This window comes from Cetobacterium sp. ZWU0022, assembly GCF_000800875.1.
Lineage (GTDB): Bacteria > Fusobacteriota > Fusobacteriia > Fusobacteriales > Fusobacteriaceae > Cetobacterium_A.
This window is the reverse complement of sequence record NZ_JRJZ01000083.1, coordinates 1-14,907: the sequence shown is the minus strand read 5'-3', so window position 1 is coordinate 14,907 and position 14,907 is coordinate 1. Positions and strand designations below refer to the sequence as shown.

The 14,907-nt window shown below is 31.0% G+C and carries 15 protein-coding genes; all 15 read left to right on the top strand.

Annotation, left to right across the window (positions count from 1 at the left end):
- The first annotated feature begins 24 nt into the window (after nucleotides 1-24).
- A complete protein-coding gene (gene rpoN, locus L988_RS06695; protein ID WP_047382784.1) occupies nucleotides 25-1,230 on the top strand; it encodes an RNA polymerase factor sigma-54 in 1,206 nt (401 codons plus the stop codon).
- A gap of 124 nt (nucleotides 1,231-1,354) precedes the next feature.
- The gene (locus L988_RS06690) at nucleotides 1,355-2,008 is read left to right on the top strand and encodes a GntR family transcriptional regulator (RefSeq protein WP_047382782.1); all 654 of its coding nucleotides are present in this window, start codon (nucleotides 1,355-1,357) and stop codon (nucleotides 2,006-2,008) included.
- A 178-nt stretch (nucleotides 2,009-2,186) separates the two neighbouring features.
- On the top strand, nucleotides 2,187-3,572 hold the full coding sequence (locus L988_RS06685; protein ID WP_047382780.1) for an oxaloacetate decarboxylase subunit alpha: 1,386 nt from the start codon (nucleotides 2,187-2,189) through the stop codon (nucleotides 3,570-3,572).
- Nucleotides 3,573-3,596: 24 nt separating this feature from the next.
- Nucleotides 3,597-3,908, top strand: coding sequence for an OadG family protein (locus tag L988_RS06680; protein WP_047382778.1), 312 nt, complete (start codon nucleotides 3,597-3,599; stop codon nucleotides 3,906-3,908).
- A 16-nt stretch (nucleotides 3,909-3,924) separates the two neighbouring features.
- Entirely contained in the window at nucleotides 3,925-4,281 is a 357-nt protein-coding gene (locus L988_RS06675; RefSeq protein ID WP_047382776.1) for a biotin/lipoyl-containing protein, read from the top strand.
- A gap of 29 nt (nucleotides 4,282-4,310) precedes the next feature.
- A complete protein-coding gene (locus tag L988_RS06670; RefSeq protein ID WP_047382774.1) occupies nucleotides 4,311-5,429 on the top strand; it encodes a sodium ion-translocating decarboxylase subunit beta in 1,119 nt (372 codons plus the stop codon).
- Between the two features lie 23 nt (nucleotides 5,430-5,452).
- Nucleotides 5,453-5,731 (top strand): citrate lyase acyl carrier protein, encoded by a 279-nt coding sequence (gene citD, locus L988_RS06665; RefSeq protein ID WP_047382772.1) that lies wholly within the window; start codon nucleotides 5,453-5,455, stop codon nucleotides 5,729-5,731.
- Nucleotides 5,732-5,743: 12 nt separating this feature from the next.
- Nucleotides 5,744-6,643 (top strand): aldolase/citrate lyase family protein, encoded by a 900-nt coding sequence (locus L988_RS06660; protein WP_047382770.1) that lies wholly within the window; start codon nucleotides 5,744-5,746, stop codon nucleotides 6,641-6,643.
- Nucleotide 6,644: 1 nt separating this feature from the next.
- Entirely contained in the window at nucleotides 6,645-8,195 is a 1,551-nt protein-coding gene (citF, locus tag L988_RS06655; protein ID WP_047382766.1) for a citrate lyase subunit alpha, read from the top strand.
- A gap of 58 nt (nucleotides 8,196-8,253) precedes the next feature.
- Nucleotides 8,254-9,606, top strand: coding sequence for a 2-hydroxycarboxylate transporter family protein (locus L988_RS06650; protein WP_047382765.1), 1,353 nt, complete (start codon nucleotides 8,254-8,256; stop codon nucleotides 9,604-9,606).
- A gap of 122 nt (nucleotides 9,607-9,728) precedes the next feature.
- Nucleotides 9,729-12,482 (top strand): transcription-repair coupling factor, encoded by a 2,754-nt coding sequence (mfd, locus tag L988_RS06645; protein WP_047382764.1) that lies wholly within the window; start codon nucleotides 9,729-9,731, stop codon nucleotides 12,480-12,482.
- 1 nt (nucleotide 12,483) lies between these two features.
- Nucleotides 12,484-13,236 carry a nucleoside triphosphate pyrophosphohydrolase gene (mazG, locus tag L988_RS06640; protein WP_047382762.1) on the top strand — a complete coding sequence of 251 codons (753 nt, stop codon included), beginning with the start codon at nucleotides 12,484-12,486 and terminating at the stop codon, nucleotides 13,234-13,236.
- Nucleotides 13,237-13,311: 75 nt separating this feature from the next.
- Nucleotides 13,312-13,602 (top strand): RNA-binding S4 domain-containing protein, encoded by a 291-nt coding sequence (locus L988_RS06635; protein ID WP_047382760.1) that lies wholly within the window; start codon nucleotides 13,312-13,314, stop codon nucleotides 13,600-13,602.
- Nucleotides 13,602-14,462: a 4-(cytidine 5'-diphospho)-2-C-methyl-D-erythritol kinase gene (ispE, locus tag L988_RS06630; protein ID WP_047382759.1), complete on the top strand. Its 861-nt coding sequence runs from the start codon at nucleotides 13,602-13,604 to the stop codon at nucleotides 14,460-14,462. The genes L988_RS06635 and ispE overlap by 1 nt, the downstream gene beginning before the upstream one ends.
- Before the next feature lie 32 nt (nucleotides 14,463-14,494).
- On the top strand, nucleotides 14,495-14,800 hold the full coding sequence (gene spoVG / locus L988_RS06625; RefSeq protein WP_047382757.1) for a septation regulator SpoVG: 306 nt from the start codon (nucleotides 14,495-14,497) through the stop codon (nucleotides 14,798-14,800).
- Nucleotides 14,801-14,907 lie beyond the last annotated feature (107 nt).

The following is a 14,907-nucleotide window of genomic DNA, read 5'->3' as shown; positions in this document are numbered from 1 at the left end:
TATTTTTATAAGAAAGGGGAAGTTATGGATTTTAAATTGGGATTAGATCAAAGTTTGAAAATAGCTTTATCTCTAGAGATGAAGTTATCTATTGATATATTAAAAATGAGTTTGAAAGAATTAAAAGAATTTTTGAAAGAAAAAGAGGAGAAATATCCAGGAATTGAGATAGTTTATCCAAAGCAGATAAAATCAAAATCTACTGAAGTAGAAAACTATTTAGAAAACATATCGGATTCAGAAGAGAGTTTAATAGATTTTTTAGAGGAACAGATTAGTTATTTAACTTTATCAAAAGAGATAAAAAATATTTTAGAATATTTAATAAATAATTTAGATGAACGTGGTTATTTAGATGGTTCCTTGGAAGAGTTAAGAAAAGATGGGGGATATAAAAGTGTTGTTTTTAAAGAGAGCTTAAGTATTTTAAGAAAGTTAGATCCAATTGGAGTAGGAGCTTTTGATCTTATCGATTGTTTAAAAATACAACTTTTAAACAGAGGAATAAAAGAAAGAAAAATAGAGGAAATTCTTGAAAAAAATTTAGAAGATATAGCCAATACAAATTTGAATAAAATCTGTTTAGAAAGAGAGATTGATATGTCTACTCTAAAAAGATACATAGAGGTAATAAAAACCTTGAATCCGAAACCAGCAAGAGGATACTATGTAAATAAAAAAACGAAATACATCATACCAGATATTAATCTAGATATAATAGCTGATGAGATTATAATAACTTTAAATGAAGAGGAAATCCCAAAAATTAAAGTAAGAACAGATGACAAACAAAGCTATAATTTAGCTTTAACATTAGAAAGAAGTATTCAAAAAAGACAAAAAACACTTTTAAAAGTAAGTAATTATATTTTAAATTATCAAAAAGATTTTATATTAAGAAATGCTCCATTAAAAACCTTAAAAATAAAAGATATTGCTTACGAATTAGATTTACATGAATCAACAATATCAAGAGCTATAAAGGATAAGTTTTTAAAAAGTGGTAGTAGAATCGAGAGTCTAAAAAAATATATAGTTTTAGATGAAAAAAATCAATATATAAAGAATCAAATATTAGAAATTATAGATTTGGAAAATAAAAAAAATCCTTTATCAGATGAAAAAATATTGAAAGAACTCTGCAATAGAGGTGTTATGATTCAAAGAAGAACAATAGCTAAATATAGAGATGAACTGGGAATACCCTCTAGTCGTCATAGAAAAAAATAGGTAATAAAAAATTATTTGTGATATAATAAAGCCTAAAGATTATTTTTGTATTAAATATATGAATAGTATAATTGAATGGATAAATTAGTGTGATTTACGACGAGTTAAAAAGAAGGGGAATATAATGGTTATAAAGAAAAAAAAATCAATCCGTGAACAAGTATATGATTATTTAAAAGATGAGATTGTAAATGGAAACATAAAAGAAGGGAGCAGGATAGTAGAAGAAGAATATGCTGAAAGATTAAATATAAGCAGAACACCCCTTAGAGAAGCTCTTAGAATGTTAGAGTTAGAAGGGCTTGTAGAAGCTAGAGAAAAAGGTGGAGTAACAGTTCCCAAAACTACTAAAAAAGATGTTGAAGAGGTTGTTAAAATAAGAATAGCTTTAGAAACAGTTATATTTGAAGAGTTATTTGAAAAAGTTACTTTAGAAGATATTAAAAAATTAGAGGAGAATATATATAAGGCAGATGCAATAGTAAATGATGAAGTTAAATGTTTAGAAGTATTTAAATATTTCTCAGAATTTAATAAGATTTTATATGCAATTTCTGATTTACCAAGAGTTATTCATCTAATAAATAATTTGAACTTATATCTAAAAAAGTTTAGAAAGATATCTGCTGAGAATAATGAGAGAAGATTAAGTGCACATGCTGATCATATGAAAATAGTAGAATTAATAAAAAGTGGAAAAAAGCATGAAGCGATTGAAGTTAATAGAAAACACTTGCTAGAAGCTAAAGAGTTTTTAATAAAGCAGGTTGAAAGTTAAAAATCAGAAGAAATTCTGATTTTTTTTTGGAAAAGTAGGTCACACTGTACTAAAATTATATTTTTTATAGGATTAAAGATAGAAAAATAATTTGACAAATATGAAAAATGTTGTATACTGTATTGTAAATATAAAATTGTATACAGAATACGGGACACTGAATGCCGAGGAGGATATTTTGAAAAATAAGGTTAAAATAACGGAAACTTGTCTAAGAGATGGACACCAATCTCTAATAGCAACAAGATTGACAACTGCTGAAATCCTTCCAATTGTTGAGAAGATGGATGAAGTTGGATATCATGCTTTAGAAGTTTGGGGAGGAGCCACTTTTGATGCTTGTATTAGATTCTTAAATGAAGACCCTTGGGAAAGACTTAGAGAAATCAAGAAAAGAGCTAAAAAAACAAAACTACAAATGCTTTTAAGAGGTCAAAACCTTTTAGGATACAGACACTATGCAGATGATATAGTTGAAGAGTTTGTAAAAAAATCAATTGAAAATGGTATCGATATAATCAGAATATTCGATGCACTTAATGATACAAGAAACTTAAAAGTTGCTGCTGAAGCAACTAAAAAATATGGAGGACATTGCCAACTTTCAATAGCTTATACAATAAGTCCTGTTCATACAACAGAGTACTATAAAGAGTTAGCTAAAGAGATGGAAGCTATGGGAGCAGACTCAATTGTAATAAAAGATATGGCTGGAATACTTCTTCCTGAAACAGGATACAACCTAGTAAAAGAGTTAAAGTCTGTTTTAAATGTTCCTTTAGAGTTACATACTCATGCTACAAGTGGAATAGCAAGTATGTTATACCTAAGAGCTGTAGATGCTGGAATTGATATTATTGATACAGGGATATCTACTTTTGCAGGAGGAACAGCACAGCCAGCAACAGAATCTATGGTTAGAACTTTTGAAGGTGGAGAAAGAGACCCAGAGTTAAATTTAACACTTTTAAAAGAGATTGCAGAATACTTCAAACCAATTAGAAAAAAATATGTAGATGAGAAAGTTTTAAATATGCAAGCTTACTTCGTTGAGCCAAGCATTTTAGAATATCAACTACCTGGTGGAATGTTATCAAACTTAGTATCTCAACTTACAGCGCAAAAAGCTGCTGATAAATATGAAGATGTACTAAAAGAGATTCCAAGAGTAAGAGAGGACTTAGGATTCCCTCCACTAGTTACGCCACTTAGTCAAATGGTTGGAACTCAAGCGGTATTTAATGTATTGACTGGAGAAAGATATAAGATGGTACCAAAAGAGATTAAGGATTATGTAAAAGGTCTTTATGGAAAATCACCAGCTCCAATGTCAGAAGAGGTAAAGAAAAAAATAATTGGAGATGAAGCTGTTTTCACAGGAAGACCAGCAGACCTTCTAAAGCCAGAATATGATGAGATAAAAAGAGAGATTGGCGATTTAGCAAAATCTCCTGAAGATGTTCTAATGTATGCTATGTTCCCACAAATAGCTAGACCTTACTTAGAGAATAGAGATAAACCAAAAGTAGAAAAAGAATATAGAAGTATAAATATAGTATTTTAGTTGAAAGGAGAATGATTTATAAGAATGTTTAAAGACGCAATAACGCTTATGATAGCTCTTGAAATAACGTTAATAAGTATGCTTGTTGTATTTACAATATTAGCAATATTAGCTTTCGTTCTTTCACTGTTTAAATATATTCCAGCAGAGAAAGCGGTAGAGGTAAAAAAAGCTACACCAGCAGTAACACCAGCAAAGGTAGAAAGAGAAAAGTTTGATCCATCAAAGATAACAAGCGAAGAGATGAGAGTAGCTATGATGGTAGCATGTATAGAGGCAGCTGGAGAAGATAAGGATGCCAATATAAGAGTTGTAGGAATAAAAGAATTAAACTAATAGGAGTGTAATAAAAATGATAAAAGTATATAAAGTTAAAATTGGAGAAAAAGTATACGAGGTAGAAGTAGAATCAGTAACAGAGGTTAACGGAACAATATCAGCACCAACATCTTCAACGCCAGCACCAGCTGCAGTGGCATCAGCACCAGCAGGAAATGGTACAAAAGTTGAGGCACCTATGCAAGGTTTAGTTGTATCTGTAGATGTAACTGTAGGAGCAAACGTAAAAGCTGGAGATACTTTATTAGTATTAGAAGCTATGAAAATGGAAAATCCAATTGTTTCACCAGTAAATGGAGTTGTTCAATCAATAACTGTAAATAAAGGTGACACAGTAGACGGTGGAACAGTAGTAGTAACAATAGCTTAATCAAAATAATAAAGTCGAAAGGAGTTAAAATGGAGTTTTTAAGTAATCTATTTTCAACAACAGGAATTGCAATGATGACTATGAATCAAGGTATTATGATTTTAGTTGCGTTATTCCTATTGTTTTTAGCAATAAAAAAGCAGTATGAACCTTATCTATTACTTCCAATAGCTTTTGGAATGTTATTGGTAAATTTACCAGCACCAGTGAGTGAAGGAATAATGGATAAAAATGGACTTTTAAATATTTTATATGCAGGAGTAAAGTATGGAGTTTATCCTCCTCTAATCTTCTTAGCGATAGGAGCAAGTACAGACTTCGGTCCATTAATTGCTAATCCTAAGAGTTTACTTCTTGGAGCAGCGGCACAATTAGGTATATTTGGAGCGTTCGTAGGTGCAGTTGCAATGGGAATGACTGGAAACGAAGCAGCATCTATCGGAATTATAGGTGGAGCAGATGGACCAACAGCTATCTATTTAACATCAAAGTTAGCACCACATATGTTAGGACCAATAGCGGTAGCAGCATATTCATACATGGCACTAGTACCAGTAATTCAACCACCTATTATTAGATTATTTACAACGAAAGAGGAAAGACAGATAAAAATGACTCAACTTAGAACTGTAAGTAAAAGAGAGAAAATCTTATTCCCAATAGTAGTAACAATAGTAGTAACATTAATAATTCCATCAGCAATACCTTTAGTAGGAATGCTAATGTTTGGAAACTTAGCTAAGGAAAGTGGATTAGTTCCTAACTTAGTAGAGCATATAAAGGGAGCTTTAATGTATGTAATCACAATATTTATTGGATTGACAGTTGGAGCGACAACAAATGCAGAAGCATTTTTAAATTTAGCAACAATAAAGATAATAGTATTAGGACTTTTCGCGTTTGCATTTGGAACTGCAGGAGGAGTAATCTTTGGAAAAGTTATGTGTAAACTTAGCAAAGGTACAATCAATCCGATGATAGGAGCAGCAGGAGTAAGTGCTGTACCTATGGCGGCAAGAGTAGTTCAAAAAGTAGGACAAGAGGAAAATCCAAGTAACTTCTTACTGATGCATGCAATGGGACCTAACGTAGCAGGAGTTATAGGGTCAGCAGTAGCAGCAGGTGTGTTACTAGCTATGTTTAAATAATTAAAAAAATTGGAGGCCAGGAAATGGAGATCAAAGTAAAAGCAGTGGCAGGAACTCTTGAATCGAGTGATATGTATGTAATAATCGAGCCAAATGCTACAGGAATTGAATTAGAAATTGAAAGCGTTGTAATGGGGCAATATGGAGATGATGTTAGAAGAGTAATTTTAGAATCTTTAGAAGAGTTAGGGGTTACTTCAGCAAAAGTATTAGTAAATGATAAAGGGGCTATTGAGCCTGTAATCAAAAGCAGAATCCAAACAGTTGTTACAAGAGCAGCTCAACAAAAATTCACTTGGTAGTAGGAGGAAAAAATGAAATTAAGACGTTCGATGCTTTTTATTCCGGGAAATAATCCAGGAGTAATAAAAGATGTACATATTTATAGACCAGATTCAATAATGTTTGACCTAGAGGATGCAATTGCTATAACAGAGAAAGACTCAGCTAGATTCCTAGTTTACAACATGTTACAAAAGATGAGACCAATATACAAAAGTTTAAATATTGAGACAGTTGTAAGAATAAATGCATTAGACACTGAATTTGGAGTAGAAGATTTAGAGTTTATTGTAAGAGCTCAACCGGATATAATAAGAATCCCTAAAACAGATACACCAAAAGATGTTTTAGATGTTGAAGCACATGTGGAAAGAATCGAAAAAGAAGCGGGAATTCCTGTTGGAACAACAAAGTTAATGGTTGCAATTGAAAGTCCATTAGGAGCTTTAAATGCTTACCAAATAGCAACTTCTTCAAGCAGATTAGTTGGAATGGCTATCGGTGGAGAGGACTATGTTACTAACTTAAAAACTAATAGATCTCCAGAAGGTGTAGAGTTATTTACAGGAAGAGGACTGATCGTAATGGCAGCTAGAGCAGCAGGAATAGATGCCTTAGATTCAGTTTATGCAGATGTAAATAATGACGAAGGATTTACAAGAGAAGCTACAATGATAAAACAAATGGGATTCTCTGGAAAATCACTGATTCATCCAAGACAAATAGAGTTATTACATAAAGTATATACACCTTCAGAACTTGAAATAAAGAAAGCTAAAAAAATTGTAGGTGCAACAAGAGAAGCTTTAGAGCAAAATAAAGGAGTATTTACTGTAGATGGGAAAATGGTAGATAAACCAATAATTGAAAGAGCTGAACATGTTTTAAGACTAGCTAAAGCAGCTGGGGTAAGATTAGGAGGAGACGAGTAATATGATAAATAAAAGAGTTGATGAAAGCCTTTTAAAAACAATAAAAGGTTATGAGGAAAGAAAAGCATATAACTCTCCATTTGCTTATCAACCTGAAGGGTCGATCAATGAAGATGCAGAAAGCTTAAAGGGAACTGTAAAAAGAACTAAAGTTGTAGATTCATTAGAGGAAGCTATAAAAAAATCAGGATTGAAAGATGGAATGACAATCTCTTTCCACCACCATTTTAGAAATGGAGATAAAGTTTTACCGATGGTTTTAGATAAATTAGCTGAGATGGGATTCAAAAATCTTAGAGTTGAAGCAAGTTCGTTCACAAAAGCTCATGAAGGTATTGTAAAACATATTAAAGCTGGAGTAGTAAATAGATTAGGTTCGAGTGGATTAAGAGGTGACCTAGCAAAAGAGATATCGGATGGAATGTTAGGAGACTATCCAGCAGTTATAAGATCTCACGGTGGAAGAGCAAGAGCTATCGTAGAGGGAGATATAAAGATAGACGTTGCATTCTTAGGTGCATCATCAGCAGACTGTATGGGAAATGCAAATGGAGTTAAAGGAAAATCACTATGTGGATCTTTAGGTTATGCAAAAGTAGATGCTGCACATGCAGATAAAGTAGTTATAATAACTGATACTTTAGTTGATTATCCAAATAGTCCAATGAGTATTCCTCAAACTCAAGTTGACTACGTAGTTGTAGTTGATGAGATTGGAGATCCAAATGGAATTATGTCTGGAGCAACAAGATTTACATCAAATCCAAAAGAGTTATTGATGGCTAAAAAAGTTTTAGATGTAATGTTGGCATCAGGATATTTTAACGATGGATTCTCTATGCAAACAGGTTCAGGAGGAGCCTCATTAGCAGTTACAAGATTTATAAGAGAAGAATTAATAAAAAAGAATATAAAGTGTAGCTTTGGATTAGGTGGAATTACAAAAGCCTTTGTTGACTTATTAGAAGAAGGTCTAATGGGACAACTTTATGATACACAATGCTTTGACTTAGCAGCAGTTGAATCGATTGGAAGAAATGAAAAACATGTAGAAGTAAGTGCAGATTTCTATGCAAATCCATTTAATGCATCACCAGCTGTAAATAAGTTAGACTTTGTAATTTTAAGTGCTCTAGAAGTAGATAAAGATTTCAACGTTAATGTAATCTCTGGTTCTGACGGAGTAATCAGAGAAGCTTCAGGGGGACACTCAGATACAGCAGCAGCAGCAAATGTATCAATAATAGTAGCTCCATTAACAAGAGGAAGAATTCCTACAATAATTGATAAAGTAACAACTGTAGTAACTCCAGGAAGTACAGTAGATGTGGTTGTAACAGACTACGGAGTGGTTGTAAATCCAACTAGAACAGATTTATTAGAGAGATTCGAGAAAGCAGGAATTGAACTAGTAACTATGGAGAAGTTAAGAGAGCTAGCAAACTATATCGTTGGAGAACCAAAAGAGATTGAGTTTGAAGATCAAGTTGTAGCAGTTGTTGAGTATAGAGATGGAAGTATAATTGACGTTGTTAGAAAAATAAAAAGATAGTAGGGTATAAAATAAATTTCAATTAACATATATAATAATGAAATAAGGGGAGAAAAACATGGCACAAAAAAATTTCAAAGAACTGTTTGACCCAAAACAGACAAAGTGGAGTGGATTATCAGTTCAAATGTTCTTGGCACTATTGGCAGTAGTGGCGTTAGTAGTTTATGTACCTTTCGGTGGAAAGGAAGCTGCTTTTTTAAGAGGAAACTTTTTAACAGTTTTCACAATTTTAGCAGTATTTGGTATTTTATTTGGTGAGATTGGAGACAGAATTCCAATTTGGAATGACTATATCGGTGGAGGGACAGTTTTAGTATTCTTTACTTCTGCAGTTATGGGAACTTATAATATGATTCCAGCTAAAGTTTTAAAATCAATTGATGTTTTCTATGGTGAGCAACCGGTTAACTTCTTAGAGTTATTTATACCAGCTCTGATAGTAGGATCTGTTTTAACTGTAAACAGAAAAACATTACTTCAATCAATAGCAGGATATATTCCGTTAATTTTAATCGGAGTATTAGGAGCAAGTGTTGGTGGTATTTTAGTAGGATTCCTATTTGGAAAAGAACCTTTAGATATCTTAATGAATTATGTATTACCTATAATGGGTGGAGGAACTGGAGCAGGAGCAATACCTATGTCTGAGATGTGGGCTCAAAAAACAGGTGGAAATCCAAAAGATTGGTTTGCTTTTGCAATCTCAATATTAACAATAGCTAACGTTATTGCTATATTTACAGGTGCTTTATTAAAAGAGATTGGAAAGAAACATCCATCATTAACTGGTTTTGGTAATTTAATACTAGATGATTCGAAAGAAGCTATAAAAGAGGAAGCTGGTCCGAAAGTAGAAGTTGGACAAAAAGAATTTGCCGCTGCACTAGTATTTACAGGAGTATTATTCATATTCTCACATATTTCTGGGGTTATCTGGTCATCTTTAAACTTACCGTTTGAAATGCACAGATTAGCATTCCTAGTAATATACTCAATCATTTTAAATGTTTTAGATGTAGTTCCAGCACCTTTAAAAGCTGGAGCAAAGAATGTACAAACATTCTTCTCTAAGTACACAATTTGGATACTTATGGGTGCAGTAGGATTTGGAACAGATGTAAGAGAAATTATAAACTCTTTATCAATAGCTAACGTTGCAATAGCAATGGCAATTGTTTTAGGAGCAGTTTTATTTATAATGTTAATGTCTAAAAAAATGAAGTTCTACCCAGTAGAAGCAGCTATTACAGCAGGACTTTGTATGGCTAATAGAGGTGGATCTGGAGATATCGCGGTTTTAGGAGCTGCTGATAGAATGGAACTAATATCTTTCGCACAAATTTCATCAAGAGTAGGAGGAGCAATGATGCTTATCCTAGGTTCAATGATATTTGGATTCTTTGCATAATCAAGCTCTTAGTTAATTTAATTTACATACATAAAAGAGGTCAGAGTCGTCTGATCTCTTTTTCTTTTAATTTATAATAAATAATGTATAATAAAGTAATAGAAGGAAAGTGGGAGGAATTTATGTTTAGAAAAGATATTTCTCAATTTTTAATAGATAAAAAAAATAGTGTTGTTTATATAGGTTCATCTAATAAAAATATAGACATCTATTTTGATAATATAAAAGACCATGAAAAAAATATAGTAAAACTTTCAGATTTACAAGATGAAAATGAATACTATAGAGTTAATTACGAATTGTTAGAAAAAATGGCTAAAAAAGAAAAAATTATAATTTTAATGTCATTGGAAGGATTGATAAAAAAATATTCTTTAAATACTAATGTCTTAAACTTAAAATTAGGTGTAGGGTTAAGTAGAAAAGACCTGATAGATACTTTAGAAAAGAATGGATATCAAAAAAATTATTTGGTTCAAAAGAGATTGGAATTTTCTGTTAGGGGAGATATTATTGATATTTTTCCTTTAAATGGTGAAAATCCAGTAAGATTAGAATTTTTTGGAGATGAAATAGATAGAATAACACATTTCTCAATTTTAGATCAAAAAAGTTTTGAGAAGATATCAAATATAAATATGTATATAAACAAAAATAATTTTGAAAAATTAAATTTTTTAGAAATTTTGAATAATTTTAAAAAAGATAATGAAGTTGAGATGTTTTTAGAAAATAATGAGATTATAAAATATAAATTAGAAGAACTAATTATTCGAGAAAGAGATAATGAAGATGAGTTAAGAAGTTTATATGAAAAAATTCAAAACAGATGCATAAAGATAGATGTTTTAAAAAGTGAAGGAGATACAGAAAGAGTTAAAGTTCAAAATAAAAAAGATGGTATAAAATATGAAAATATATCTCAAATTCGAGAAGGCGATTATATAATTCATGAAAACTATGGTGTAGGTCTTTACTTAGGAATTCAAGAGATAAATGGAAAAGATCACTTAGCCATAAGATATGCAGATGAGGATAAATTGTTTGTCCCAATTGAAGGACTAAATAAAATAGAAAGATTTTTAGTAAATCCAGGAAAAACACCAGAACTTTATAATTTAGGAAGAAGAGGATTTAAAAGACGAAGAGAAAAATTAGAAGAGGATATGCTTAAATTTGCAAAAGAAATTGTTGAGATTCAAGCAAGAAGAGCTTTAAATACAGGTTATAAATTTTCAGCAGATACAGTTTGGCAAGAGGAATTTGAAGAAAAGTTCCCCTATATAGAAACAAAAGATCAAAAAAATGCAATAGAAGATGTAAAAAGAGATATGGAATCTTCTAGAGTGATGGATAGAATTGTATGTGGAGATGTAGGTTACGGTAAGACAGAGGTAGCTATTAGAGCAGCTTTTAAATGTGTTATGGATGGAAAACAGGTTTTGATTGTAGCACCAACAACAGTTCTAGCTCAGCAACATTATGAAAGATTTGTGGAGCGATATAAAGATTATCCGATTACTCTTGAACTTTTAAGTAGATTAAGTGGAGATAAAGAACAAAAGGAGATACTAAAAAGATTAGAATCAGGAAGTATTGATATTGTGATTGGAACTCACAGAGTTTTATCTGGAGATTTAAAATTTAAAAATTTAGGCTTAGTAATAGTTGACGAAGAGCAAAAATTTGGAGTTAAAGATAAAGAGAGATTAAAAAAAATGAAAACAAATGTAGATATGTTGACGTTAACAGCTACTCCAATTCCAAGAACGTTGAATTATGCCTTATTGGGTATTAGAGATATATCGGTAATTGAAACTGCACCAGAAGGCAGAGTCCCTGTAGAAACAACTTTTATAAATGATAATAAAAAAGATATCAGAGAATCTATAATGAAAGAGATTGCTCGTGAAGGGCAAGTTTTCTATATATTTAATCGTGTGAAAAGAATAGAAGATAAATTGAATGATTTAAAGAAAATACTTCCTAAGTTTGTAACAATAGATTATATTCACGGAAAGATGTCTCCCAAAAATATAAAAGAAAGACTTAGAAAATTTCAAGATGGAGACATAGATATTCTTTTAAGTACGACTATTATAGAAAATGGAATTGATATAGAAAATGCTAATACTATATTGATTGAAGGAATTGATAAATTAGGATTATCGCAGGTCTATCAACTGAGAGGGCGTGTAGGTAGAGGAAAGAGAAAAGGTTATTGTTATTTGATTATAGATAAAGATAAAAAGATGGGAAAGAAAGCTTCTGAAAGAAAAGAGAGTTTAAAGGAAATTGGTGAATTTGGAGGTGGATTTAAACTTTCTTTAGAAGATATGAGAATTAGGGGAGCAGGAGAAATTTTAGGTGATAAACAACATGGTGCACTAGAAACTTTCGGATATAATCTATATACTAAGTTATTGCAAGAGGAAATATCTCGTGTGAAAGGTGATTATCAAGAGGAATTTGAAACAAAAATAAATTTAAATGAGGAATCGTATCTTCCTAAAGATTATATCGAAGGTGATGAAAGATTAGTTATTTATAGAAGATTAGTTGACATTAGAAATCTAGATGATTTAAAAGAAATAAAATTAGAATTAAAAGATAGATTTGGTGATGAACCAGAAGAGGTTCTAAACTTATTAAAATATTTAGAAATAAAATTACTAGCCAAAGAGTTGAAAATAAAAGAGATTCAAAAAAATGATAATGAGGTTTTCTATAAATTTGATAATAATTTTGTAAACTTTGAGAAATTGATGAAACTTATTGAAGAGAAAGAAGCTCGTTATTCTCAAAAGGATGGTGGTCTTTATTCAAATAAAGATATTTTAGAGTTTTTATACTGGTATAGAGGAGATGAAGAGTAAAATGCAAAAATTTGATGAGTTAGTTGAAATTATAAAAAAATTGAGGGCACCAGATGGATGTCCTTGGGATAGAGAACAAACTTTGGAAAGTTTAAAGCCCCATCTTTTAGAAGAAACATATGAAGTTTTAGAAGCTATGGACGAGGGTGGAGATAAGCTGATGGGAGAATTAGGAGATCTTTTACTTCAGGTAGTTTTTCAATCAAATATCTGCGATGAAAAAGGTGAGTTCTCAATAGAGGATGTGGTTCAAGCTATTTCAGAAAAAATGATAAGAAGGCATCCACATGTTTTTGGTGAATTAAGTGATATTAAAACATCTGATGAGGTTTTAATAAATTGGGAAAAGATAAAAAAGGAAGAAAAAGAGCACAAAGATAGAAAATCAATTTTAGATGGAGTTCCAAAGGGATTACCAGCTTTATTAAAAGCTGAAAAATTGCAAAAAAAAGCTTCGAAAGTTGGATTTGATTGGCCAGAAGTTCATGGTGTAATAGATAAGGTTGAAGAAGAGATCGATGAATTGAGAGACGAGATAATGGTTGGAAATAAAGAGAAAGCACAGGAGGAACTAGGAGATTTATTCTTTGCTTTAGTAAATTTATCAAGACATTTAGGAGTGAATCCAGAGACATGTTTGAATGCAGCATCAGCTAAGTTTGAAAAACGATTTAGATACGTTGAAGAAAATTGTGATTTGGAAAATGCTACTTTAGAAGAGATGGATAGGATTTGGGAAGAGGCTAAAAAATAAAAATATCTTTTTAAGCTCTTGACATATGAAAAAAATAGGGTATATATAATATTACGGTAAAAGGATGGTATAGTAATGAGATTAGATAAGTTTTTAAAAGTGAGTAGAATAATAAAGAGAAGACCAGTAGCAAAAATAGTTGTTGATGGTGGAAAAGCTAAGTTGAATGGAAAAGTAGCTAAAGCTAGTACAGAAGTAAAAGTTGGAATGGAATTAGAATTAGAATACTATAATAGATATTTTAAATTTAGAATTTTAGAAGTTCCAGAAGGAAATGTTTCAAAAAGTAAAACATCGGAATTGGTTGAAGTTTTAGATAGCAAAGGAATTGTTATTGATTTAGATGGTGAGGAGGATATATTTTAATGCAAGTGTATGAACTTGAATCGAATGCTAAAATAAATATTGGATTAAATATAGTAGGTAAATTAGAAAATGGATATCATCTTTTAGATATGACTATGTTACCAATAACTTTGTCTGATAAGTTAAGAGTGAAAGTAATTGATGAACTTGATAAATTAAAAATAAAAACAAATAAAAAGGATATTCCTGTTGATGAAAGTAATATCCTTTATAAAATATATAAAAAATTTTATGAGAAAACTAAGCTATCTCCTTTAGGAATAGAGGTTTATCTAGAAAAACATATTCCACATCAAGCAGGTTTAGGTGGTGGTAGTTCTAACGGAGCAACGTTTTTAAATTTTTTAAATAACTATCATAAAAACCCTTTAGATTTAAATGAATTAATCGAATTGGGAAAGGAAATAGGAGCTGATATTCCATTTTTTATATCGAATATCCCTTCAAGAGTTGGAGGGATAGGAGAGCAATTACTGAAGATAGAGAATAATTTGAAAACATCTCTAGTTATTATAAAACCTCCGTTTGGTGTTTCTACAATAGAAGCATATAAGCAGCTAAAGAATCTTCGAACTCTTAAAGTAGCAAATATAGATTTAATAGTAGAAGGTTTAAAAAATAATAAATTGGAATTAATTGAAGAAAATATAGAAAATAATTTAGAAGAAGCACTTTTAAAATCTGATAAAAACCTAAAAGATTTTAAAAAGAGATTGTTAGAAGTAGAAGATTTAAACTTTTTTATGTCAGGAAGCGGAAGCGCTTACTACGCATTTTTGATAAAGGATATTGATCAAAGATTTAGTAACATAAAATACAGATTTAATGATTGCGAGGTCTTTCTCTGCAATTTTAAATAAAACTACTAAAACGTAAGGAAGGTGCATTTAGAATGAAAATTACAGATGTAAGATTGAGAACAGTAAAAAATGAAAACGAACTTAAGTTAAAAGCTTATGCAGATGTTACTTTTGAAGAGTGCTTTGTAATTCATGGATTAAAAGTAATTGATGGTCAAAAAGGAATGTTTGTTGCTATGCCTTCGAGAAAAATGCCTGATGGTGAATATAAGGATATAGCTCATCCAATTACACCAGAACTTAGAAAGGATATAACAGACTCTGTTATAGCTAAGTATAAAGAGGTTATGTCGCAAGAGCCAGTATCAGTAGTAGTAGAAGAAATTGTAGAAGAATAAAAAAATCATTGACAAGTTAAAAAAAAAATGATATTATTTTAGCGATGTTGGGGTGTCGCCAAGCGGTAAGGCAACGGACTTTGACTCCGTCATGCGTTGGTTCGAAT

Coding starts and splice junctions, on each gene's coding strand:
- L988_RS06670 (WP_047382774.1), top strand. CDS start 4,311: ATGGAGTTTTTAAGTAATCTATTTTCAACAACAGGAATTGCAATGATG.
- citD (WP_047382772.1), top strand. CDS start 5,453: ATGGAGATCAAAGTAAAAGCAGTGGCAGGAACTCTTGAATCGAGTGAT.
- L988_RS06690 (WP_047382782.1), top strand. CDS start 1,355: ATGGTTATAAAGAAAAAAAAATCAATCCGTGAACAAGTATATGATTAT.
- L988_RS06650 (WP_047382765.1), top strand. CDS start 8,254: ATGGCACAAAAAAATTTCAAAGAACTGTTTGACCCAAAACAGACAAAG.
- L988_RS06660 (WP_047382770.1), top strand. CDS start 5,744: ATGAAATTAAGACGTTCGATGCTTTTTATTCCGGGAAATAATCCAGGA.
- spoVG (WP_047382757.1), top strand. CDS start 14,495: ATGAAAATTACAGATGTAAGATTGAGAACAGTAAAAAATGAAAACGAA.
- mfd (WP_047382764.1), top strand. CDS start 9,729: ATGTTTAGAAAAGATATTTCTCAATTTTTAATAGATAAAAAAAATAGT.
- L988_RS06680 (WP_047382778.1), top strand. CDS start 3,597: ATGTTTAAAGACGCAATAACGCTTATGATAGCTCTTGAAATAACGTTA.
- mazG (WP_047382762.1), top strand. CDS start 12,484: ATGCAAAAATTTGATGAGTTAGTTGAAATTATAAAAAAATTGAGGGCA.
- citF (WP_047382766.1), top strand. CDS start 6,645: ATGATAAATAAAAGAGTTGATGAAAGCCTTTTAAAAACAATAAAAGGT.
- rpoN (WP_047382784.1), top strand. CDS start 25: ATGGATTTTAAATTGGGATTAGATCAAAGTTTGAAAATAGCTTTATCT.
- ispE (WP_047382759.1), top strand. CDS start 13,602: ATGCAAGTGTATGAACTTGAATCGAATGCTAAAATAAATATTGGATTA.
- L988_RS06675 (WP_047382776.1), top strand. CDS start 3,925: ATGATAAAAGTATATAAAGTTAAAATTGGAGAAAAAGTATACGAGGTA.
- L988_RS06635 (WP_047382760.1), top strand. CDS start 13,312: ATGAGATTAGATAAGTTTTTAAAAGTGAGTAGAATAATAAAGAGAAGA.